The sequence below is a fragment of the Stenotrophomonas sp. YJH_SMC_120 genome, from assembly GCF_059368675.1.
In genome coordinates this window covers 721,146-743,321 of the sequence record NZ_JCAFRY010000001.1, presented here as the reverse complement: position 1 = coordinate 743,321, position 22,176 = coordinate 721,146, and the positions used below count along the sequence as shown (strand labels likewise).

The following is a 22,176-nucleotide window of genomic DNA, read 5'->3' as shown; positions in this document are numbered from 1 at the left end:
TCATGGCTTGGTAGGTTTCGGGGCTGCGGGGTCGATGCGGACGATCTGCACCGTGCCGTTGCCGGGCTGCCCAGGTTGAGCGGGGAGGGCGGAGAAAACCACGATGATCTCTTCACCGGGTTCTTGCAGGCAGGAGACTGCGAGGGAGGCCTGTCGGATGGATTCGGCAGCGGCGCGATCCAGCTCACGGTTGCCCGAGCTCAGGCGAGCCCGGATCGCGCCGAAGCTGCCGTCCTGCCGCGTTGTCAGCAGTATCGAGAATTCTTTCGGCGCGGAGATGACCGTGCTGGCGGGCAATTTGACCGGGGTGGCACCCACCAGTTCTTCGGGGGTGCAGGACGCGTTGGCCAGGGCCCAGGGCGAAAGGCCCAGCAGCAACAGTGCGGGCAAAGACGTACGCATCATCCGACGCTTCCTTCCAGCGAGACTTCCAGCAGCTTCTTGGCCTCCACCGCGAACTCCATCGGCAGTTCGCGGAACACCTGCTTGCAGAAGCCGTCGACGATCATCGACACCGCGTCTTCCTGGCTGATGCCACGGGCGCGGCAGTAGAACAGCTGGTCGTCGGAAATCTTCGAGGTGGTCGCCTCGTGTTCGACGGTGGCGCCCGGGTTCTTCACCTCGATGTAGGGGAAGGTGTGCGCGCCGCACTGCTTGCCGATCAGCAGCGAATCGCACTGGGTGTAGTTGCGCGCGCCATCGGCGTTGCGGTCCACCCGCACCAGGCCGCGGTAAGTGTTCTGGCCACGGCCGGCACTGATGCCCTTGCTGACGATCTTGCTCTTGGTGCGCTTGCCGACGTGGATCATCTTGGTGCCGGTGTCCGCCTGCTGGCGGTGATGGGTCAGCGCCACGGAGTGGAACTCACCGACCGAGTCGTCGCCGAGCAGCACGCAGGACGGGTACTTCCAGGTGATCGCCGAACCGGTTTCGACCTGGGTCCAGGTGACCTTGCTGCGCGCGCCACGGCATTCGGCACGCTTGGTGACGAAGTTGTAGATGCCGCCGACGCCGTTCTCGTCGCCCGGGTACCAGTTCTGCACGGTGGAGTACTTGATCTCCGCGTCTTCCAGCGCGACCAGCTCGACCACCGCCGCGTGCAGCTGGTTCTCGTCGCGCATCGGCGCGGTGCAGCCTTCCAGGTAGGACACGTAGGCCTTGTCCTCGCACACGATCAGGGTGCGCTCGAACTGGCCGGTGTGGCCGGCATTGATGCGGAAGTAGGTGCTCAGTTCCATCGGGCAACGCACGCCCTTGGGAATGAACACGAAGCTGCCATCGGAGAACACCGCCGAATTGAGCGCGGCGAAGTAGTTGTCGCCTACCGGCACCACGGTGCCCAGGTACTGGCGGACCAGTTCCGGATGTTCCTTGATGGCCTCGGACATCGAGCAGAAGATGATGCCCTTCTCGGCCAGTTCCTTGCGGAACGTGGTACCGACGGACACCGAGTCGAACACCGCGTCCACCGCCACGCCTGCCAGCTTGGCACGCTCGTGCAGCGGCACGCCCAGCTTGTCGTAGGTGTCCAGCAGCTCCTTGGGCACGTCATCCAGCGAGGCGTACTTCGGGCCCTTCGGCGCGGAGTAGTAGCTGAGCGCCTGCAGGTCGATCGGCGCGATCTCCAGCTTGGCCCAGTCCGGCATCGGCATGGTCAGGAAGTGGCGGTAGGCGTCCAGGCGCCACTGCGTCATCCACTCCGGCTCGTCCTTCTTGGCCGACAGGGCACGGATGGTGTCCTCGTCCAGGCCCGGCGGCAGGGAGTCCGATTCGATCTCGGTGATGAAGCCGGCCGAATACTTGCGGCCGAGCTGCTCGTGGATCTCGCGGTTGGGGGTGTCGTCGTGGGCGACGTTTTCGATGGTTTCGGTGGCCATGGGGGGCTGCCTGTGGATCAGGAGACGACGTCGACAGCGATGGTGCGGCGCTGTTCGTCATCGGCAAGGGGAAGAGGGGGCAGGATCTGGGCGAGGGTGACATCGCGCAGGGCCTCGGAGACCACGTCGTTGATCAGCCGCCAGCTGCTGCGCGCGCCGCACTTGGGCGCCATGCCGCACTGGTGGTGGTCGTGGCTGCATTCGGTCAGGGCCAATGGCCCTTCCATCGCTTCGACCACTTCGAACAGCGAGATCTCGATGGCCGGGCGGGTCAGGCGGTAGCCGCCACGGACACCGCGCAGGCCTTCGACCAGGCCGGCCTGCGCCAGCGGCTTGAGCACCTTGCTGACGGTGGGCGGCTCCAGGCCGGTGAATTCGGCCAGCTCAGTGGCACTGAGCACCTCGCCCGGACGGGCGGCAAGCACGGTCAGCACCACGGTGGCGTAATCGGTGAGCTTGGTGACACGCAACATGGGAATGCGAGCGGTTCTTAAAGCGGACTGAAATTGTACGCTTTTATTCGCCGGCATCCAACCCGGGCATTCAGCCGGCGCTGGGAGGGACCGGGACGACGCACCGGGGCCACCGCCGGGGCGCCATGCTGCGCCAACGGGGTGATTTTCGCAATCACCCGGAATGGGCGAGAATCCCGGTTCCATCCGCTGCAAACAGCCCGTGCCGATGCCGAAGAAGATCCAAGCCCGCAAGTCCGCCATCCATGGCAACGGCGTGTTCGCCGTGGCCCCGATCAAGCAGGGCGAGCGCGTGATCCAGTACAAGGGCCTGCTGCGCAGCCACGGCGACGTTGATGCCGATGACAGCGGCGACGTCGAAAGCGGCCATACCTTCCTGTTCACCCTCAACGATGACTGGGTGATCGATGCCAACTACAAGGGCAACGATGCGCGCTGGATCAACCACAGCTGCGATCCGAACTGCGAGGCGGTGATCGAGGAAGACGAGGACGGTGACAGCCGTGGCGACAAGGTGTTCATCGAGGCGCTGCGTGACATCAAGGCCGGCGAAGAGCTGACCTACAACTACGGCATCACCCTGGCCGAGCGTCACACCGCCAAGCTGAAGAAGATCTGGGAGTGCCGCTGCGGCTCGCCCAAGTGCACCGGCACCATGCTGCAGCCCAAGCGCTGACTGGTACCGGGTAGTGCCGACCGCTGGCCGGCAAGGCGCAATCCAGGTGCCGGCCAGCGGCCGGCACCACCCGGAGGCTCTCCACCTGCCGTGCACGGCAGGGTCACCGCCGTGCAAGGGCCGTTCTTCCATTCTGTCGGCACCCCCAACCGGAGTGCACCCATGGCAGAACGATTGAAGGGCAAGCAGATTGCCATCCTTGCCACCCACGGCTTTGAACAGTCCGAACTGACCGAACCCAAGCGTCTGCTGGAAGCCGAAGGCGCGCGCGTCAGCGTCGTGTCGCCTGCAAAGGAGGCGACGATCAAGGGCTGGAAAGAGAAGGACTGGGGCGACGCCGTTGCAGTGGATATTCCGCTGGATGAGGCCGATCCGGCCAGCTTCGATGCCCTGGTGCTGCCGGGAGGCGTCATCAATCCGGACACGCTGCGTACCGACGAGGCTGTACTCGGCTTCGTCCGCGCAGTAGACGAAGCCGGCAAGCCTGTGGCGGCGATCTGCCATGGCCCGTGGCTGCTGATCAACAGTGGCCTCGCCGATGGCCGCGAGCTGACGTCCTGGCCGTCCCTGCAGCAGGATCTGACCAATGCGGGGGCGAACTGGCGCGATGCCGAGGTCGTGGTCGACGGCAACGTGATCACCAGCCGCAAGCCGGACGACATCCCAGCCTTCAGTGAGGCGGTGGTCAAGGCACTCGCCGCCTGATGCGCTGCCGGTAGTGCCGGCCGCTGGCCGGCACTACCTTACTTGCCCAGCACGCCTGCCGGCACCAGGTTGCCCAGGTTCTGGTTGAAGGTGACCACCAGCTTGCCGTTCTTCACCTGTGCCGATTGCACCTGCAGCGCGCCAAGCACGCCGGCCACGGCCGGGTCCAGCTTGTAGATCGGCTCCCGCTGGGCGTAGTCGCTCAGCCAGGCGTTTAGCAGGCCACGGGTACGGGAGTCGAGACGACCGCCCTGGTTGGCCGGTGTGAAGTCATCCACGCTCGGCTGCTGCAGGTGGAATCCCTGGGTCTGCGCGTCGTAGCGCAGGCCGCTGCTGAGCTTCACCGTACCCAGTTTGGCCGGATTGCCACCGGCAGTGGCCAGTGCCACGTCCATGCCAAGGTTCAAGCGCTCGCCGGCCGGGAGGCTCAGCTGGGGGTGGCTCATGGTGAGGGCGATGAGTCCGCCCAGCGCGTCCTGGGTGCGCGGGAAGCTGCCATCGAGATACTGCTGCACATCGCTGGCGCCGACCGACAGTTCGCGGCCGGAAATGGATGGGGCGGCCTGCGCGCCGATCGCGGCGGCGATCAGCACGGTGGAGGCGGCGACGCGGGTCATCAGGGAACGCAGGCGCATGGCGGTGACCGCTGGACTGGGAAAGGATGGAGGAAAGAGTAGCCGGGGCGGCTGAATCGCGCGTGCATGCCGCTGCAACGGTTCAGTCCAGCGTTGGCCGCAGTTGCGCCGACTGGATCTGCCAGCCGCGGCCATCAGCACTGGGCTGCACGCGGTACCAGCCGCCGAAGCGGAAGGTGCCTTGCGTGGTGACCGCGCGGATCCGCACCGGCACCTCCAGCAGCTGGGGAGGATGCTGGCCGTCGCGCGCCACCGGGGGCTCGCTGTCCAGCCGCAGCGTACGCACGCCCTGCAGCTGGCGTATGGCAGCGTCATCTGCGCGGTGAGGATCGGCTGGTGGAATCGCCCATGCCGCGTCGCTGGCGCTACGGTTGCGGTTGAGCAGCGCGATCACGTAGCGGTTGAGCATCACCGATGGTGGTTGGGCGTCGGCGGCGACCGCAGCGAACAGCGGATCGATCGCCGGTGTCTGCAGGGGCGCCGCTTCGGTGCCGGCGATGCCCTGCGTTCCGGCGCTGGCGACAGCTGGCGCTGGCGCAACATCAGGCGCTGCCGCAGGCCTGGAGCAGCCGAGCAGCGCCAGGGGCGCGATCAGGAAAAGCGTCCTGCGCATGCCTCCTCCCCGAGGCGATGTGGGGGAGACAGTGTATCGGCTGCGCGGGAATCAGCGGGAGGAGGGCAACTGTTCCAGCGCATCCAGTGCCGGCAGCACCTGCCCGGCGATGGCGGCCAACGCATGTCCATCGGTCTCTGCGTGGCGCTGCACGATGTCGCGCAGCAGCTGGGTGGCGATCACCAGGGTCGCGCGTTCGTCACCGCTGATGCCAGCGGTGCGGGGCGCCGCTTCCAGCAGGCGCATCAGGTCGCGGCTTGCGCGATGTTCCAGTTCGATGGTGCAGCGCCCGGTGCACTGCAACCCGTCCTTTTCGATGGGGGTCACCGAGATCCGGTAGCGGGTGGAGGGGCTGGCCATGAGGGGATGCTCGCCGTAGCTGTGGAGGATGTGCCCACCTTAGGCAAGGCCGTGCCCGGCGGCGATGGCCGGGGCTGCACGCAGTGTTCCACCCGGTACGTTCCAGGGCCTGCCCAGGCCGCGCCTGGCTAATGGCGACGGGCTTGAACGCGGATTTTCCAGTATGCGGCAACGCTGTGTTGCGGATGCCCCGGGGCAGCGCATCCACGCGTGGCGTGGACCTGCTGCCGGGAACGTGCAAAAGAAAACGGGACGGCCAGAGCCGTCCCGTCGGAATCCGCGTTGGGGCGCGCGCTTACAGCGCGGCGTCCTTCAGCTTCTTCAGCGGACGCACCTTCAGCTTGGTGGTGGCCGGCTTGGCAGCGAACCACTGCTCTTCCTTGGTGAACGGGTTGATGCCCTTGCGCTTCGGCTTGGCCGGCACATTGACGGTGGTGATCTTCAGCAGGCCCGGCAGGGTGAAGGAGCCAGCGCCCTTCTTGTGCACCGAGGAGGCAACGGCGCTTTCCAGCGAGGCCAGCACAGCGCGGACGTCCTTGGCGACGACGCCGGAGGCTTCAGCGATGTGTGCAACCAGGCCGGACTTGGTCAGCACTTCCTTGATCGGCTTCGGAGCGGCCGGCTTGGCGGCTGCCTTCGTCGCGACTTTCTTCACTGCCTTCTTCGGGGCAGCCTTCTTAGCGGTCTTTGCCATGGTTTCCTGTTCCGTGAACGGTTGGTTGTTTGGTCGGCGCCGAACCCCGTCGGCAAGCGCAATGTAGGGCAACTCTTGGGCGCCGCCAATAGCCCGAAGCGCGGAAAGTGCATGTTTTTTCATATCCAGGCCGATTCAGTACATGGCGCGCCGTGGGGGACGGGGGTGTGGCAGCGCGCGCGACGGCCCACGCGCGCCCATCGGCGGAATGCGCGAAACCACTGAAAACAAGAGAAAAATGCGTTTCCGGTTGGCGAGGAAGTGTCCACGCGCCGGGTTCGGAAGGCGACCTGCGGCGTGCGGCGGAGCGACGCAGGGCTAACGCCTGCCGTGCGAGGGTAACCGTTCATCACCGTCACGCAGGAGCAGCACATGGGAATCTCGCGACACGCCACCGCGCACTGGGAAGGCGATCTGAAGTCGGGCAAGGGGCAGCTGAGCACGCCGCAGAGCGGGCTGCTGGACAAGACACGCTACGGCTTCAACAGCCGTTTCGGCGACGAAAAGGGCACCAATCCGGAAGAGCTCATCGCTGCTGCGCACGCCGGTTGCTTCACCATGGCGCTGTCGGCCAAGCTCGGCGAAGCCGGCTTTACCCCGACCTCGCTGGACACCGAAGCCAAGGTCGATCTGTCATTGGAGGGCGGCCCGCAGCTGTCGCAGATCCGGCTGAAGGTGAAGGCAGTGGTGCCGGGTATCGACGCGACGCAGTTCCGTGCGATTGCCGATGACGCCAAGCAGAACTGCCCGGTGTCCAAGGCGCTGAGCGCGGTGCCGATCAGCCTGGAAGCCGAGCTGGGCTGAGGGTAGTGCCGGCCGCTGGCCGGCAACCTCATGATGTCGAGGTCCAGGTAACAGCCGGCCAGCGTTATGGCGGCCTTCCTGGCCGCCACCCTCCGGGCCGTCGCGTCCGACGTTGGCAGCGGCTCCTGCCGCTGCCTTCGGCTCCACCTCGATGGTGTTTACCAATCAATGGTGCCGCTGATCACCGTCTGCACCTGGCCGCCCGACCAGACCTCGCCGTCCTGGTCGACCAGCAGGGTCAGGCGCGCGTCATGGCCGACTTCGCGGCCCTGGCTGACTTCAAACGGCGTCCGTCCACGCGGCAGCGCGTCACGCAGGTCCAGCCACGCGGCCAGCACCGCATTGGCCGCACCCGAGGCGGCGTCCTCGAAGCGGCGTCCATTGCCGACGAAGGCACGTACGGCCAGGTCGAAACCCTCGCTGCCATCGCTGAAGGCATAGGCGAACACGCCCATGCTGTCGGTGGATTCAGCCAGTGCGGCCACTGCATCCCAGTCTGGCTGCAGCGCGCGCAATGCGGCCTCGTCGGCCACCTGCACCACCCACCAGCTGCGGCCGCCCTGCATGCGTGCCGGCGGCAGTGTGCCCAGCGGCCAGTCCTTCAGCGCGGCCTGCAGGCGAGGATCGGTCGCCTCGGCAGTCTCGGCCAGCTGCGCGCGCGGGGTGCGGATGGCGATGCGCTGCTGCGTACCCTCACCGCTGACGCGCAGCGGCAGCGCGCCGGCAATGCCGTCCTGCACCAGCACGCCGTCGACCGCTGCGGCCAGGCCCGCCTGCAGCACCGCGTGCGCGGTACCGACGCTGGGGTGGCCGGCGAACGGTACTTCCTTCTGCGGGCTGAACATGCGCAATCGATAGCTGGCGCCCGGCACCTGTGGCGGGAACACGAAGGTGGTTTCGGGCAGGCGCGTCCAGCGCGCGATGGCCTGCATGCTGGCGTCGTCCAGGCCCTCGGCATCGAGTACCACGGCCAGCGGATTGCCAGCGCCGGCGCGCGGGGAGAACACGTCCAGCTGCAGGAAACGGCGGGTGGTCATCAGGTGGCACTCCAGTAAACAGGCCGCATAGCGTAGCGCGGGGCACCAAAAAGGGGACGGAGGGAATTAAGTCGCTTTTGCCCCATGTGCCATAAGCGACTTAATTCCCTCCGTCCCCTTTCTTCCGTGGGCTACCAGCGGATGCTGCCATCGATCACGCACTGCACCTGGCCGCCGATCCACACCGTGCCCTGCGCATCAACCTCGACCTGTACGCGACCATCGCGGCCGACTTCGCGGCCCTGGCTGGCCACGTAGCGGCCCTCGCGGCCGGGCAGGGCATCGCGCTGGCGCAGCCAGGCACCGATCAGCGCATTGGCGCTGCCGGTCACTGGATCCTCGGGCACGGCGGCTGCATCAGCCGGGCAGAAGGCGCGCACCACCCGGGTGTGGTCGTCGCCGGCCTCGTCGGCGAACACGGCCACACCGGTCGCGTCGCTGGCGAGGCTCCAGTCGGCCAGCGTGGCCATGTCCGGCACAAGGTTGCGTACTGCGGCGGCGTCGCGCAGCGGCAACAGCCACCAGCGTGCGCCGTTGTCCCACAGTTCGGGCGCGTGCCCGCTGTCGGCCAGCGGCAGCAGCGCTTCGGGCGCCCCGTCGGCCGCTGTGTCCAGTCGCCGCGCCGGTGGGCTGGCCAGCTGGATCTGCAGTGCCTCAGCCGGGCCGCTCACCCGTACCGGCAGCAACCCCGCCGCACATTGCTGCAGCAGGGCACCGTCGTGCGGTTGCGCCAGGCCGCAGGTCACCGCCGCCCAGGCGGCGCCGACGCTGGGGTGGCCGGCGAAGGCCAGCTCGCGGGTCGGGGTGAAGATGCGGATGTGGTAGTCGGCGCCCGGCGTGCTGGGGCGCAGGAAGAACACCGTCTCGGACAGGTTCAGCCAGGCGGCCAGGGCCTGCATCTGGCTGCTGGAGAGCCCGTCGGCGTCCAGGATGACGCCCAACGGGTTGCCGGTGCCGGGGCGGGGGGCGAAGACATCGAGCTGCAGGTAACGGAGGACGGCCATCTACGGGGATATTGCGCTTAGAATCAAAGGTTCCGCCCCCGAGGGCGGCTTCCCCACATTCTACATAGCCAATCCATGTCAGCTTCCCCCCTTGTCGATCGTTGGATCGTACTGAAGTTCGGCGGCACCTCGGTGTCGCGTCGTCACCGCTGGGACACGATCGGGAAGCTGGCGAAAAAACGCGCGGAAGAGACCGGCTCGCGCGTGCTGGTGGTGGTGTCGGCGCTGTCCGGGGTCACCAACGAACTGACCGCGATCGCCGATGGCGCGCCCGACAGCCGGGACCGCGTGGCGGCGCTGGTCGAACGCCATGAAGGCTTCCTGGCCGAGCTGGGCCTGGGGCGCGAGGTGCTGGCCGATCGCCTCGCCGCGCTGCAGGGCCTGCTCGACGACACGCGTGCAGCCACCCGTCCGCTCGACTGGCAGGCCGAAGTGCTGGGCCAGGGCGAGCTGCTGTCCTCCACCCTGGGTGCGGCCTACCTGCGCGCGTCGGGCCTGGACATGGGCTGGATGGATGCCCGCCAGTGGCTGGACGCGATGCCGCCGCAGCCGAACCAGAGCGACTGGTCGCAGCGCCTGTCGGTGAACTGCCAGTGGCGTGCCGACGCGGAATGGATGCAGCGCTTCCGTGCGCAGCCGACCCGCCTGCTGATCACCCAGGGCTTCATCTCGCGGCACGCCGATGGCGGTACCGCCATCCTCGGCCGCGGTGGCTCGGATACCTCGGCGGCGTACTTCGGCGCGTTGCTGGGTGCCAGCCGGGTGGAGATCTGGACCGATGTGCCGGGCATGTTCAGCGCCAATCCGAAGGATGTGCCGGACGCGCGCCTGCTGACCCGCCTGGACTATTACGAGGCGCAGGAAATCGCCACCACCGGCGCCAAGGTGCTGCACCCGCGCTCGATCAAGCCGTGCCGCGATGCCGGCGTACCGATGGCCATCCTCGATACCGAGCGCCCGGAACTGCCGGGCACCAGCATCGATGGCAGCGCCGCGCCGGTACCAGGGGTGAAGGCGATCAGCCGCCGCAACGGCATCGTGCTGGTGTCGATGGAAGGCATCGGCATGTGGCAGCAGGTCGGCTTCCTGGCCGATGTGTTCAATCTGTTCAAGAAGCACGGCCTGTCGGTGGACCTGATCGGTTCGGCTGAAACCAACGTCACCGTGTCGCTGGATCCGTCCGAGAACCTGGTCAATACCGATGTGCTGGCCGCGCTGTCGGCCGACCTGTCGCAGATCTGCAAGGTGAAGGTGATCGTGCCGTGTGCGGCGATCACCCTGGTGGGCCGTGGCATGCGTTCGCTGCTGCACAAGCTGTCGGACGTGTGGGCCACCTTCGGCCGCGAGCGCGTGCACATGATCTCGCAGTCGTCCAATGACCTGAACCTGACCTTCGTCATCGACGAGGCCGATGCCGATGGCCTGCTGCCGGTGCTGCACGCCGAGCTGATCGACAGCGGCGCGATGCCGGTGGAAGAGACCGAAGTATTCGGCCCGCGCTGGCGCGAGATCGCCGGCACCGTGCGCCCGCGTGGCACGCCGTGGTGGCGGGGCCAGCGTGCGCACCTGCTGCAGCTGGCCGATGCCGGTACGCCGCGCTACGTCTACCACCTGCCGACCGTGCGCGCCCGCGCCCGCGCGCTGGCCGCGATCAAGCCGATCGACCAGCGCTACTACGCGATCAAGGCCAACAGCCACCCCGCCATCCTGCAGCTGCTGGAAGCCGAAGGCTTCGGCCTGGAGTGCGTGTCGCATGGCGAACTGAAGCATGTGTTCCAGCACCTGCCGGAACTGTCGCCCAAGCGCGTGCTGTTCACCCCCAGCTTCTGCCCGCGCAGCGAGTACGAAGCCGCATTCGCGCTGGGCGTGACCGTGACCGTCGACAACGTGGAAGCACTGCAGCGCTGGCCAGACCTGTTCCGCAACCGCGAGCTGTGGCTGCGCGTCGACCTGGGCCGTGGCGAAGGCCACCACGCCAAGGTCCGTACCGGTGGCAAGGAGTCCAAGTTCGGCCTGCCGATCGCCCGTGTCGATGAGTTCGTGCGCGCGGCCACTGATCTGGGCAGCCGCGTGGTCGGTCTGCACGCGCACCTGGGCAGCGGTGTGGAGACCGCGCAGCACTGGCGCCTGATGTGCGATGAGCTGGCCGGTTTCGCCCGCCGCATCGGCAGCGTGCAGACCATCGACATCGGCGGCGGCCTGCCGATTCCGTATTCCGCCGAGGACGAGCCGTTCGACCTGGATGCCTGGGCCGAGGGCCTGGCCGAGGTCAAGGCGCTGCATCCGGCGTTCCGCCTGGCGATCGAGCCGGGCCGCTACCTGGTAGCCGAATCCGGCGTGCTGCTGACCCACGCCACCCAGGTGGTGGAAAAGGACGGCGTGCGCCGCGTCGGCCTGGATGCCGGCATGAGTGCATTGATGCGCCCGGCCCTGTACGACGCCTGGCACGACATCGAGAACCTCAGCCGCCAGGGTGGCTACGCTGAGGCCGCATTCGATGTGGTCGGCCCGATCTGCGAGTCCAGCGACGTGTTCGGCAAGCGCCGCAAGCTGCCGGTGTCGACCGCGCCGGACGACGTGATGCTGATCGCCGATGCCGGCGCCTACGGCTATTCGATGGCCAACACCTACAACCAGCGGATGCTGCCGCGCGAAGACGTGATCGAATGATCGCCGCGCGCGCCCTGCACCCGCCCACCGACACGCCGCGCACCATCGCGCGGGCCCGTGCCTGACCGGATACACCATGACTGCTTTCGACAAACACCAGGTTTCCCGCTTCCGCTTCGTCCGCTGCGAATTCGCCGCGGAGACCGGCGTGGCCAGGCTGGTCTATGCCTTTGATGACGGCCCGGAGATGGTGGAGACCATCACCGTACCCGGCGCCCCGTTCGTGCTGGACGAGGCGCGTACCGCCGCCGTGCAGCGCGCGCTGCAGCTGCTGCACCTGATCGCCGGTGTCAGCTACTACAAGGCGGGCGTGCCGGAGACGGTCAGCATCGACAGCTACAGCATCGATGCCGATACCGCCGCACTGGTGGAGACCATTTACCTCAACGGCCTGGGCGAATTCGCCTACCGCAATGGCCTGAACCTGCGCGGCCGCTTCCGGTTGCCGGTGCAGGGCGAGGCCGTGCAGGCGCCGTCGCTGGGCCTGCAGCCGCACGCGCTGGTGGCCATCGGCGGCGGCAAGGATTCGCTGGTCAGCATCGAAGCGCTGCGCCGTGCCGGCGTGGACGAGACCGTGACCTGGATCGGTGGCTCGCAGCTGATCCGTGCGTGCGCCGAGCGCACCGGCCTGCCGACATTGAACCTGGGCCGCACGCTGGCACCTGAACTGTTCGAGTTGAATCGCCAGGGCGCATGGAACGGCCATATCCCGGTGACGGTGGTGAACTCGGCGATCATGGTGCTGGCCGCGTTGCTGCACGGCGTGGACCAGGTGGTGTTCTCCAACGAGCGCTCGGCCAGCTACGGCAGCCAGATTCCAGGCACCGGCGAAGTGAATCATCAGTGGTCCAAGGGCTGGGCCTGCGAGCAGGCGTTCGGCAGCCATGTGCAGAAGTACGTGGCGGCGGACCTGCAGTACTACTCGCTGCTGCGCCCGATGTCCGAGCTGGCGGTGGCCCGCCAGTTCGCCAAGAGTGACTTCTACGACGCGCATTTCTCCAGCTGCAACCGCAACTTCCACATCCTCGGCGAGCGCCCGGTGAACCGCTGGTGCGGCGTCTGCCCGAAGTGCCATTTCGTGTTCCTGGCACTGGCCCCGTTCATGCCCAAGACGCGCCTGGTGCGCATCTTCGGCCGCAACCTGCTGGACGATGCCGAGCAGGCCGGTGGCTTCGATGCGCTGCTGGAATTCCAGGACCACAAGCCGTTCGAGTGCGTGGGCGAAGGCCGTGAATCGCGTGCGGCGATGGCGACCTTGGCGCAGCGCCCGGAGTGGAAGGAAGACGTGCTGGTGAAGCGCTTCTGCAACGAGATCCAGCCGCAGCTGGATGCCGCCGAACTGGAACTGGCACCGCTGCTGCAGCTGCAGGGCGAGCACCGCGTTCCGGCTGCGCTGTGGGAACGGGTGCGTGAAGATTTCGAAGCTTGACGGAAAGCGCGTTGCGCTGTGGGGCTGGGGCCGTGAGGGCCGCGCCGCGTTTGCGGTGCTGCGTGAGCGCCTGCCCACGCTGCCGCTGAGCCTGTTCTGCCCGGCGGCTGAAGTCGAGGCCGCGCGTGCGGAAACGCAGGGCGTGCTGGACGTGCGTGGCGAGCCTTCTGCTGAAGCGCTGGCCGCGTTTGACGTGGTGATCAAGTCTCCCGGCATCAGCCCCTACCAGCCAATCGCGCTGGCGGCGGAAGGGCAGGGCACCCGCTTCATTGGTGGCACCGCGCTGTGGTTCGCCGAACACGCGGCCGACGATGGCATCGTGCACGACACCGTGTGCGTGACCGGTACCAAGGGCAAGAGCACCACCACCGCGCTGGTCGCGCACCTGCTGCGTGCCGCCGGCCACCGTACCGGCCTGGTCGGCAACATCGGCCTGCCGCTGCTGGAAGTGCTGGACCCGCAGCCCGCGCCTGAGTACTGGGCGGTGGAACTGTCCAGCTACCAGACCGGCGAAGTGGCACGCAGTGGCGCCCACCCGCAGGTGGCGGTGGTGCTGAACCTGTTCCCGGAACACCTGGACTGGCACGGCAGCGAACAGCGTTACATCGACGACAAACTGCGGCTGGTGACTGAAGCCGCACCGCGCATCGCCGTGCTCAATGCCGCCGATCCGCACCTGGCCGCGCTGTCGCTGCCCGACAGCGAAGTGGTCTGGTTCAACCAGCTGCAGGGCTGGCACATGCGCGGCGACATCGTGCATCGCGGTGAGCAGGCCGTGTTTGATACCCGCGACACGCCGCTGCCGGGCCGCCACAACCGTGGCAACCTGTGTGCGGTGCTGGCCGCGCTGGAAGCGCTGGGGCTGGATGCCGCGGCGCTTGCGCCGGCGGTGCAGGACTTCCGTCCGCTGCCCAACCGCCTGCAGCGCATCGGCGTGGCCGATGGCCTGACCTACGTCAACGATTCGATCAGCACCACGCCGCATGCCAGCCTGGCTGCGCTGGAGTGCTTCGCCGGCCAGCGCATCGCGCTGCTGGTGGGCGGGCACGACCGTGGCCTGGACTGGACCGATTTCATGCAGCACATGGCGCACGACGTGCCGCCGGTGGAGATCGTGACCATGGGCAGCAACGGCCCGCGCATCCACGCCATGCTGCAGCCGCTGGCCGATGCCGGTCGCTTCGGTCTGCATGCTGCGGGCGATCTTGCCGAGGCGATGGTGCTGGCGCGTACTGCGCTGGGTGAGCAGGGTGGGGTGGTGCTGCTGTCGCCGGGCGCACCGAGCTTTGGTGCGTACCGCGATTACGTGGCGCGTGGCCGTCATTTCGCCGAGCTGGCCGGATTCGACCCGGACAGCATCAGCGCGATTCCGGGGTTGGGCATCGCCTGAGGGGTCGGATCCCTTTCCGCAGGAAAGGGCTCTGACCCCAACGGGATTCTGGCCGGCAACCCTCCGGAGAAATTCATCCACGCATGGCGTGGATCTACTGCTCCTCGTCGATGAACGCGTAGCCGCCGTCGATCAATTGCTGCAGATACGCATCGAAGCTGGGCGCGATCACCGCATAGCTGTCCGGGTCGTGCAGGTAGCGCACCACCTGGCCGACCGTGCCGCCCGGTGCGGGGTTGAAATCCAGGTAAAGCATCGACGTGCCGCCGTTGTTCATGCAGTGCGAGAAGCACAGGCGGCGGTTCATCGGCAGATCCGCGTCGATGCCTTCACCCAGAATCTCCGGCTCGTCATCCAGCCACTCTTCGTAGATGGAACGGATGCTGTCGTCCCATTGCTGCTGGTCCTCGAAGATCTGCGCGACCGAGCGCAGGTAGTACGGATAGCCGCCGTCCTCCACGTCCGAGCCGAGCATCAGCACGCAGACCCCGCCGCCGGGGTACTCGCGGAAATGGGTGCCATCCACGCGGGACAACAGTTCCACCAGGCTGTCAGGCACCTGCGGCCATTGCATGCGCAGGCGCTGCAGGTCTTCTGCGCTGGCGCCCTGGACGTGAGCCCATTGTGGGGCATCGTCGGCAGGCAGGCGTGGGATCAGGCCAGACAGAAAGCGGTCAACAAGGTTCATGCGAAAAAGGGGACGGAGGGGATTAAGTCGTATCCAACCACACCTGCGTCACGTCGCCAATGCAGAATGCGACGCGGGAGGGGCGAATACGGCTTAATCCCCTCCGTCCCCTTTTTCTTGCGGAGCAGGCGCATGAATCGTTGGCGATGCGGTGTGGCGGTGATGCTGGGGCTGGCGGCGATGCCGGCGTGGGCGGCGATGAAGACGCAGCCGGTGGAGTGGAAACACCAGGGCACGACCTTCAGTGGCGTGCTGGTCTATGACGATGGCGACAACGACAAGCGCCCGGGGCTGGTGATGGTGCCGAACTGGAAGGGTGTGAACGAGTCGGCCATCGAGAAGGCCAAGCAGCTGGCAGGCGATGATTACGTGGTGCTGGTGGCCGATGTGTACGGCAAGGGCGTGCGGCCGAAGACCGATGCCGAGGCCGGGCCGGTGGCCAGCAAGCTGCGCAACGACAGGCCACTGTTGCGCGCACGCGCGCTGGAAGCGGTGAACGTGCTCAAGGCGCAGGCCGGCAAGGTGCCGCTCGATGCCAGCCGGATCGGTGCGGTGGGCTTCTGCTTTGGCGGCACCACGGTGCTGGAGCTGGCCCGTGCAGGTGCGCCGTTGGCCGGTGTGGTCAGCCTGCACGGCGGGCTGGGTTCGCCGCTGCCGGCGCAGGCCGGTGGCAGTCACCCGTCGGTGCTGGTGCTCAATGGTGCCGACGACAGGAGCGTGACCGCCGAGGATATCGCCGGTTTCCAGAGGGAAATGAACGCCGCCAAGGTCGACTGGGAGTTCACCAACTACAGCGGGGCGGTGCACTGCTTTGCCGAGCGCGATGCCAACAGCCCGCCGGGGTGCCAGTACAACGAGCGGGCGGCCAAGCGCGCGTGGAAGGCGCTGGATGAGTTCTTCGAGGAGCGCTTCGAGAAACGTTGATCCGCGCAGCGGTAGTGCCGGCCGCTGGCCGGCATTCCCGATCACATCGGCAGCATCATGAGGTTGCCGGCCAGCGGCCGGCACTACCGGATGCGGTCAATGCGGGCGTTTCCGTGCCGACCAATGGTTGGCACCCTCCGGAACGCCGGTTTGGTGGGTGCCGACCGTTGGTCGGCACACCTCAACCCGTCAATGCGAGCGCTGCACCGCGTAACGCGCCAGGCCGCGCAGGGCGGCGACGGCGTCGTTGTCGCCCAGACCATCGAGCGCACGCTCGGCGGCTTCGGCATATTCCTCGGCACGCGCGCGGCTGTACTCCAGGCCGCCGGTAGCACGGATCGCGGCCAGCACTTCCGGCATCGCCGAAGCGTCGCCGTCCTGCACGATGGTGCGCAGGCGCTCGCGGGTGGCGTCGTCGGAGTGGGCCATCGCGTGGATCAGCGGCAGCGTGGCCTTGCCCTCGGCGAGGTCGTCGCCCAGATTCTTGCCCAGTTCCTCGGCATTGGCCGAGTAGTCCAGCACGTCGTCGGCTATCTGGAACGCGTAGCCTAGGTGCATGCCGTAGTCGAACAAGGCCTGCTGGGTGGCTTCGTCCACGCCGCTGGCCAGCGCACCCAAGCGGGTGCCGGCGGCGAACAGCACCGCGGTCTTGCGCTCGATCACGCGCAGGTAGGCGGCTTCGTCGGTATCCGGGTTGTGCACGTGCAGCAGCTGCAGCACTTCACCCTCGGCGATGCGGTTGGTGGCATCGGCCAGGATCTGCATCACCGACATGCGCTCCAGCTCGACCATCAGCTGGAAGCTGCGCGAGTACAGGAAGTCGCCGACCAGCACGCTGGGCGCGTTGCCCCACAGCGCGTTGGCGGTGCTGCGGCCACGGCGCAGGCTGGATTCGTCCACCACGTCATCGTGCAGCAGGGTCGAGGTATGGATGAACTCGATGATCGCCGCCAACTGGTGGTGCTCCGGACCGGCCTGGCCCACCGCGTGGCCGGCCAGCATCACCAGCATCGGGCGCAGGCGTTTGCCGCCGGCGGAAATGATGTGGTCGGCGATCTGGTTGATCAGCACGACGTCCGAGGACAGCCGGCGCCGGATCAGGGCGTCGACGGCGGCCATGTCGGCCGCGGCAAGCGACTGGATCTGGGGCAGGCCCAGGGCGGGACGGGTGTCTTCGGTGATGGTCATGCGATCAGGCTTTCAGGCTCACCACCGATTATAGGCGCTGGCCGTGAATTCGGGCGCAAACGGGGCTGGCCGGCGTTCCCGGCCCCGCAAACGCTGCCGCCTGCGTGAATACGTATGCAGGTTGCGCCATGCCCGCGAGGCCGCCGCTAAGCTTGCCGGAACAGGATTTCGGCCCGCTGCCGGCGGGTCCCGCATGCCCGGAGGGGGGCTGTCGATGTCGCACTATCCATGGTGGCGCGGAGCCGTCATCTACCAGATCTACCCGCGCAGCTACCTCGATGCCAACGGCGATGGCGTGGGCGACCTGCCGGGCATCATCCAGCGCCTGGACCATATTGCCGCGCTGGGCGTGGACGCGATCTGGATCTCGCCGTTCTTCAAGTCGCCGATGGCCGACTTCGGCTACGACATCGCCGACTATCGCGACGTCGACCCGCTGTTCGGCAGCCTGGACGACTTCGACCGTCTACTGGCCAAGGCGCACGACCTGGGCCTGAAGGTGATGATCGACCAGGTGTTGAGCCATACCTCGATCGAGCACGCCTGGTTCCGCGAGAGCCGCCAGGACCGCGGCAATCCGAAGGCCGACTGGTACGTCTGGGCCGACCCGCGCGAGGACGGCACCCCGCCCAACAACTGGCTGTCGCTGTTCGGCGGCGGCGCCTGGCAGTGGGAACCGCGCCGTGAGCAGTACTACCTGCACAACTTCCTGGTCGACCAGCCGGACCTGAACTTCCACAACCCGGACGTGCAGCAGGCCACCCTGGACAATGTGCGGTTCTGGCTGGACCGCGGCGTGGACGGCTTCCGCCTGGATGCGATCAACTTCTGCTTCCACGACGCGCAGCTGCGCGATAACCCGCCCAAGCCGGCGGACAAGCGCGTGGGCCGCGGCTTCAGTCCGGACAACCCGTACGCCTACCAGTACCACTTCTACAACAACACCCAACCGGAGAACCTGCCATTCCTGGAGCAGCTGCGCGCGCTGCTGGATGAGTATCCGGGCGCGGTGAGCCTGGGCGAGATCTCGTCGGAAGACTCGCTGGCCACCACCGCCGAGTACACCCAGGACGGCCGCCTGCACATGGGCTACAGCTTCGAGCTGCTGGTGGACGACTACAGCGCGGCCTACATCCGCGACACGGTCTCGCGGCTGGAAGCGGCGATGACCGAAGGCTGGCCGTGCTGGGCGGTTTCGAACCACGATGTGGAACGCGCGGTCAGCCGCTGGGGCGGCTATCCGGCCGATCCGCGCCTGGCGCGGATGCTGGTGGCGATGCTGTGCTCGCTGCGCGGCTCGGTGTGCCTGTACCAGGGCGAGGAGCTGGGCCTGGCCGAGGCCGAGGTGCCGTTCGAGGCGCTGCAGGACCCGTATGGCATCACCTTCTGGCCGAATTTCAAGGGCCGCGACGGTTGCCGCACCCCGCTGCCGTGGACCGACGCTCCGCTGGCTGGCTTTACCTCCGGCACGCCCTGGCTGCCGATCCCGGCCGAGCACCGGGCGGCGGCGGTGGCCGTGCAGGAGCGCGACCCGCACTCGGTCCTGGCGGCGTTCCGCGCCTTCCTGGCCTGGCGGCGTAGCCAGCCGGCGCTCCTGCATGGCAGCATCCGGTTCATCGAAAGCGCCGAGCCAGTGCTGCTGTTCGAGCGTATGCTTGCAGATGAAACCCTCCTGCTGGCCTTCAACCTGTCGGCCGAAGCGGTGAGCCATCCGCTGCCGCCGGGCAACTGGCAGCAGGTGGCGGTGCCGGGCCCGGATGCGGGCACGGTGCAGGGCAATGAACTCCAGCTGCCGCCGCGCGCGGTGTATTGCGCCCGACGCAGCTGACCGTTTTCTCCGGTGGCGGTACTTGCGGGGACGGGGCCGAAGCGCCCCGTCCCTTTTTTGTGGGTGGGATTGCGGTGAAGGGCATCCACGCATGGCGTGGATCTACTGGTTGGGGTGTCCCTAGGTAGATCCACGCTCTGCGTGGATGGGCATTCGCGCAAAAGAAAACCCGCTGCCTGCGCAGCGGGTTTCCGGTCCTGCTCCCCTTGTGTTGCCGGCCAGCGGCCGGCACTACCCGGTCGTGGTCAGAACTTGTAGTTCACGCCCAGCATGTAGGTGCGGCCCCATTCGATGTACTCCAGCGGGCGGTCCTTGCTGCCGGCGTAGGTGCGGTACGGCTCGTTGGTCAGGTTGCTGCCCTGCAGCAGCAGGGTCAGCCCCCGCAGGGCGCTGCTGTCGCTGAAGGTGTAGCTGACCTGCGCATCGGTCACGTTTTCGCCCACCACGTAGCGCAGGCTGCGATTGCCGTTGAAATTGCCGATCTCACCGATGAAGTCCGAACGTCGGCGCTGGCTCACGCGTGCCTCAAAGCCGCTGCGCTCGTAATAGGCGGTGAAGTTGTACACGCGCTTGGACAGACCCGGCAGGCTGATCGGGTCACTGCCCACGCTGGACGCGCTTTCCGGATCCAGGATGGTGATGTCGCTCTTGTTGAAGGTCGCGCTGGCCTGCACGCCGAAGCCACGCAGGCTGTCGGTCAGCATGTCCAGCGGGAACGATGCGGTCAGCTCCAGGCCCTTCAGCGTGCCGCCCTTGCCGTTCTGCGGCGCGGAGAAGGTGCCGGTGGTCAGCACCGGTGCGGTCATGCCCGGCGGCGGTACGTAGCTGCCCAGCAGCGCGGTGAAGTCGTAGTTGTCCACCGACTGGGTGTAGACGTAGCTCTTCAGGTCCTTGTAGAAGATCGCGGCGGCCACGTAAGCCTTCTCGCCGAAGTACTTCTCATAGGACAGGTCCAGTGCGGTGGCGCGCCACGGGTCCAGCAAAGGGTTGCCGCCACTGCCGCCGGGGCGGCCGGTGCCGGTGTCCACGCCGAACTCCAGGCCGGCACGCATTTGGTCCACGCGCGGGCGTGCGACCTGCTTGGCGGCGGCAAAGCGCAGCGTCTGCTGGTGCGGGAACATGAAGGCCAGGTTCAAGCTCGGCAGCCAGTCGTTGTACTTGCGGCCTGCGGAGTAGGGCTGGATGTTGCTGCCAGCCGGCTGCGAGCTGTCCCAGTAGCGCGAATCCGAGCTCTGGTCGGTGTGCTGCATCTGCACGCCGATGTTGCCGCGCACGCCGACCACGCCGATGTCGGTGTTGATGTTCAGGCGCGCCCACGCGGTGGTGATCTTTTCCTGCACCGTCCACGACTTGGGAATCAGGTAGTCCAGGTTGTCGACCGGGTTGAAGATCATGTAGCGACCGACCGCGGCCGGCACGTTCCAGGCCGGGATGGTGCCGAGGCCGGCGAAGCTCAGGTCGACCGGGCGGTACTGCAGGTCCGAGGCGATGTTGGCATCACCCTGTGCACCGAGCAGGATGTTGCCTTCGGACTGGGTCTTCACCTTGCGGCGGTCGGCATAGTTCACGCCGATGTCGAGGTCTGGCGCCCACGAGGCAATGGCCTCGGGTAGCGCAATCGTCGCGGCCAGCTTGCCGCCCTTCAGGCGGTCTTCCACCTGCGGCACCTTGCCGTAGCCGGAACCGTAGATGGTGTTGGTCAGGAACAGCGCGTCGGGATTGGAGTAGTTCAGGCCCGGGCTGATCTGCGAGAAGCCGTTCTGACGGATCGATACGCCGACCGTGTCCAGCTGCGGCATCGGGGTCAGCTGCAGGTTGTTTTCCAGGTTCAGCTCAGCGCGCGTGGCCTTGGAGTAGTTCAGGTCGGCGACCAGCTTGACGCCGCCGAAGTTGAACTCGTTGTTCCAGCCGAACGCATCGATCTTGTCCTTGCGCTTGTTGTACATGCCGCGCACCAGCGGATACACGCCGCTGGCGGTGCCGCCGGTGAACGAGCCGTTGGCGTTGATCTGCGGGTTGCTGACCAGCAGGCCCGGGGTGTAGTTGCCGTTGTAGTTGCTGAGGTTCAGCTCGAACTGGTTGGCGGTGTCGATCTGCTCGGCTTCGGTGTGGAACGCATCGAAGGTGCTGGTCCAGCTGTTGTTCGGACGGAACTGGATCGTGGCCATCACGCCGTCGCGCTTGTTGTTGCCGGTGCGGCGCAGCGCCTTGATGCCATCGGAGAAGTAGGTGCCGGCGCCCACGCCCGGGCGCTCGCCCTTGTCGGTGTGTTCGGTGGTCCACGGTTCGTACAGGCCGACCTGGTTCTCCTGGATCGGCATGTCGCTGTGCGCGTAGCCGATGGCAATGCCCAGGGTCTTGTCCAGGAACTGGTCGATGTAGCTGGCGCTGAAGCGGTTGCCGTACGGATCGACGTTGGCGGCGCGGCCCAGCGAACTCTTCTGGTAGCGGCCGCTGACCGCGATCACGCGCTCGCCAAAGCTGAGCGGGCGTGCAGTCTGCATGTCGATGGTGCCCGACAGGCCCTGGCCGACCAGCGCCGCGTCCGGGGTCTTGTAGACGGTCACGCCGTTGACCAGCTCGGACGGGTACTGGTCGAACTCGACACCGCGGTTGTCGCCGGTGCTGACCACTTCACGGCCATTGAGCAGGGTGGTGGCGAAGTCCGGCGACAGGCCGCGCACGCTGATCACCTGCGCACGGCCGGCCACGCGCTGGGCGGCCAGGCCGGGCAGGCGCGAGATGGATTCGGCGATGCTGACGTCGGGCAGCTTGCCGATGTCTTCGGCGGAAATCGCCTCGACCACCGAGGTGGCGTCCTGTTTGACCGCGATCGCGCTCTCGATGCCGCGGCGGATACCGGTGACCTGCACCGTATCCAGGTTGGTGGCGGCGGTGCCGGCCGGCGTGGTGGTGCTCTGCGTGGACTGTGCCGACGCCAGCGTCGGCGCCAGCACAACGGCCAGCGCGAGACTCAGCGCACTGCGCTTGTGGTTCAACATTTTCCCCTCCCAGGCAATGTTGCAGATCGATTCGTGAACGTCCCGGCGGTGCCGTGAACGTGCGACGCGGTGGCCGCTGTCGTCGCCGCTATGGTAGGCAGCGCATTCTTCGCGGGAATCACCCTGCATACGTATTCAATGGCGTTTGCAGGGGTGTAATCGCTTTCAGATCCTGCTTG

Annotated in this window: 20 protein-coding genes; 8 read left to right on the top strand and 12 right to left on the bottom strand. The window is 67.0% G+C overall.

What is annotated here, in order from left to right:
- Genes AC5P60_RS03715 through AC5P60_RS03705 form a run of 3 tightly spaced genes read right to left on the bottom strand, consistent with a single transcriptional unit; the run spans window position 1 to window position 2,350 of the window.
- Window positions 1-405, bottom strand: coding sequence for a hypothetical protein (locus tag AC5P60_RS03715; RefSeq protein ID WP_049430440.1), 405 nt, complete (start codon window positions 403-405; stop codon window positions 1-3).
- Entirely contained in the window at window positions 402-1,877 is a 1,476-nt protein-coding gene (gene sufB / locus AC5P60_RS03710) for a Fe-S cluster assembly protein SufB (protein ID WP_005408435.1), read from the bottom strand. The genes AC5P60_RS03715 and sufB overlap by 4 nt, the downstream gene beginning before the upstream one ends.
- Before the next feature lie 17 nt (window positions 1,878-1,894).
- The gene (locus AC5P60_RS03705) at window positions 1,895-2,350 is read right to left on the bottom strand and encodes an SUF system Fe-S cluster assembly regulator (RefSeq protein ID WP_005408436.1); all 456 of its coding nucleotides are present in this window, start codon (window positions 2,348-2,350) and stop codon (window positions 1,895-1,897) included.
- A 208-nt stretch (window positions 2,351-2,558) separates the two neighbouring features.
- Here AC5P60_RS03705 and AC5P60_RS03700 point away from each other — a divergent pair, with 208 nt between their 5' ends.
- Window positions 2,559-3,026 (top strand): SET domain-containing protein, encoded by a 468-nt coding sequence (locus AC5P60_RS03700; protein ID WP_012479369.1) that lies wholly within the window; start codon window positions 2,559-2,561, stop codon window positions 3,024-3,026.
- A 162-nt stretch (window positions 3,027-3,188) separates the two neighbouring features.
- Entirely contained in the window at window positions 3,189-3,731 is a 543-nt protein-coding gene (locus AC5P60_RS03695; protein WP_033835569.1) for a type 1 glutamine amidotransferase domain-containing protein, read from the top strand.
- A gap of 38 nt (window positions 3,732-3,769) precedes the next feature.
- Here AC5P60_RS03695 and AC5P60_RS03690 read toward each other — a convergent pair whose 3' ends face one another.
- The 4 genes from AC5P60_RS03690 to AC5P60_RS03675 all read right to left on the bottom strand — a co-directional run bounded on the left by AC5P60_RS03690 (window position 3,770) and on the right by AC5P60_RS03675 (window position 6,033).
- A complete protein-coding gene (locus AC5P60_RS03690; protein ID WP_049430438.1) occupies window positions 3,770-4,366 on the bottom strand; it encodes a YceB family lipoprotein in 597 nt (198 codons plus the stop codon).
- 82 nt (window positions 4,367-4,448) lie between these two features.
- Window positions 4,449-4,979: a hypothetical protein gene (locus AC5P60_RS03685; protein WP_033835571.1), complete on the bottom strand. Its 531-nt coding sequence runs from the start codon at window positions 4,977-4,979 to the stop codon at window positions 4,449-4,451.
- A gap of 51 nt (window positions 4,980-5,030) precedes the next feature.
- On the bottom strand, window positions 5,031-5,339 hold the full coding sequence (locus AC5P60_RS03680; protein ID WP_005408441.1) for a DUF3861 family protein: 309 nt from the start codon (window positions 5,337-5,339) through the stop codon (window positions 5,031-5,033).
- 295 nt (window positions 5,340-5,634) lie between these two features.
- Entirely contained in the window at window positions 5,635-6,033 is a 399-nt protein-coding gene (locus AC5P60_RS03675; RefSeq protein WP_005408442.1) for an HU family DNA-binding protein, read from the bottom strand.
- 372 nt (window positions 6,034-6,405) lie between these two features.
- On the opposite strand from AC5P60_RS03675, the gene AC5P60_RS03670 reads away from it, so the two are divergent.
- Complete coding sequence (locus AC5P60_RS03670) at window positions 6,406-6,837, top strand: OsmC family protein (protein ID WP_005408443.1); 432 nt, start codon at window positions 6,406-6,408, stop codon at window positions 6,835-6,837.
- Between the two features lie 158 nt (window positions 6,838-6,995).
- On the opposite strand, the gene AC5P60_RS03665 is transcribed toward AC5P60_RS03670, so the two are convergent.
- Together AC5P60_RS03665 and AC5P60_RS03660 are read right to left on the bottom strand one after the other, a co-directional pair.
- Window positions 6,996-7,874, bottom strand: coding sequence for a PhzF family phenazine biosynthesis protein (locus AC5P60_RS03665; RefSeq protein WP_005408444.1), 879 nt, complete (start codon window positions 7,872-7,874; stop codon window positions 6,996-6,998).
- Between the two features lie 131 nt (window positions 7,875-8,005).
- Window positions 8,006-8,878, bottom strand: coding sequence for a PhzF family phenazine biosynthesis protein (locus AC5P60_RS03660; protein WP_049430436.1), 873 nt, complete (start codon window positions 8,876-8,878; stop codon window positions 8,006-8,008).
- Window positions 8,879-8,953: 75 nt separating this feature from the next.
- On the opposite strand from AC5P60_RS03660, the gene AC5P60_RS03655 reads away from it, so the two are divergent.
- The 3 genes from AC5P60_RS03655 to murD all read left to right on the top strand — a co-directional run bounded on the left by AC5P60_RS03655 (window position 8,954) and on the right by murD (window position 14,367).
- The gene (locus tag AC5P60_RS03655; RefSeq protein ID WP_483693007.1) at window positions 8,954-11,548 is read left to right on the top strand and encodes a bifunctional aspartate kinase/diaminopimelate decarboxylase; all 2,595 of its coding nucleotides are present in this window, start codon (window positions 8,954-8,956) and stop codon (window positions 11,546-11,548) included.
- 76 nt (window positions 11,549-11,624) lie between these two features.
- Window positions 11,625-12,977 (top strand): UDP-N-acetyl-alpha-D-muramoyl-L-alanyl-L-glutamate epimerase, encoded by a 1,353-nt coding sequence (gene murL / locus AC5P60_RS03650; protein ID WP_005412538.1) that lies wholly within the window; start codon window positions 11,625-11,627, stop codon window positions 12,975-12,977.
- Window positions 12,958-14,367, top strand: a complete 1,410-nt coding sequence (gene murD, locus AC5P60_RS03645) for a UDP-N-acetylmuramoyl-L-alanine--D-glutamate ligase (RefSeq protein WP_483693006.1) — start codon at window positions 12,958-12,960, stop codon at window positions 14,365-14,367. The genes murL and murD overlap by 20 nt, the downstream gene beginning before the upstream one ends.
- A 94-nt stretch (window positions 14,368-14,461) precedes the next feature.
- On the opposite strand, the gene AC5P60_RS03640 is transcribed toward murD, so the two are convergent.
- Window positions 14,462-15,055 carry an SMI1/KNR4 family protein gene (locus AC5P60_RS03640; protein WP_012479376.1) on the bottom strand — a complete coding sequence of 198 codons (594 nt, stop codon included), beginning with the start codon at window positions 15,053-15,055 and terminating at the stop codon, window positions 14,462-14,464.
- Window positions 15,056-15,187: 132 nt separating this feature from the next.
- Between AC5P60_RS03640 and AC5P60_RS03635 the strand changes: the two genes are divergently transcribed.
- Entirely contained in the window at window positions 15,188-15,979 is a 792-nt protein-coding gene (locus AC5P60_RS03635) for a dienelactone hydrolase family protein (RefSeq protein WP_111198492.1), read from the top strand.
- A gap of 189 nt (window positions 15,980-16,168) precedes the next feature.
- On the opposite strand, the gene AC5P60_RS03630 is transcribed toward AC5P60_RS03635, so the two are convergent.
- Window positions 16,169-17,167, bottom strand: a complete 999-nt coding sequence (locus AC5P60_RS03630; RefSeq protein ID WP_049452246.1) for a polyprenyl synthetase family protein — start codon at window positions 17,165-17,167, stop codon at window positions 16,169-16,171.
- Window positions 17,168-17,381: 214 nt separating this feature from the next.
- Here AC5P60_RS03630 and AC5P60_RS03625 point away from each other — a divergent pair, with 214 nt between their 5' ends.
- Entirely contained in the window at window positions 17,382-18,995 is a 1,614-nt protein-coding gene (locus AC5P60_RS03625) for an alpha-glucosidase (protein ID WP_049397513.1), read from the top strand.
- 245 nt (window positions 18,996-19,240) lie between these two features.
- On the opposite strand, the gene AC5P60_RS03620 is transcribed toward AC5P60_RS03625, so the two are convergent.
- Window positions 19,241-21,997, bottom strand: coding sequence for a TonB-dependent receptor (locus tag AC5P60_RS03620; RefSeq protein ID WP_483693002.1), 2,757 nt, complete (start codon window positions 21,995-21,997; stop codon window positions 19,241-19,243).
- Window positions 21,998-22,176: the final 179 nt, after the last annotated feature.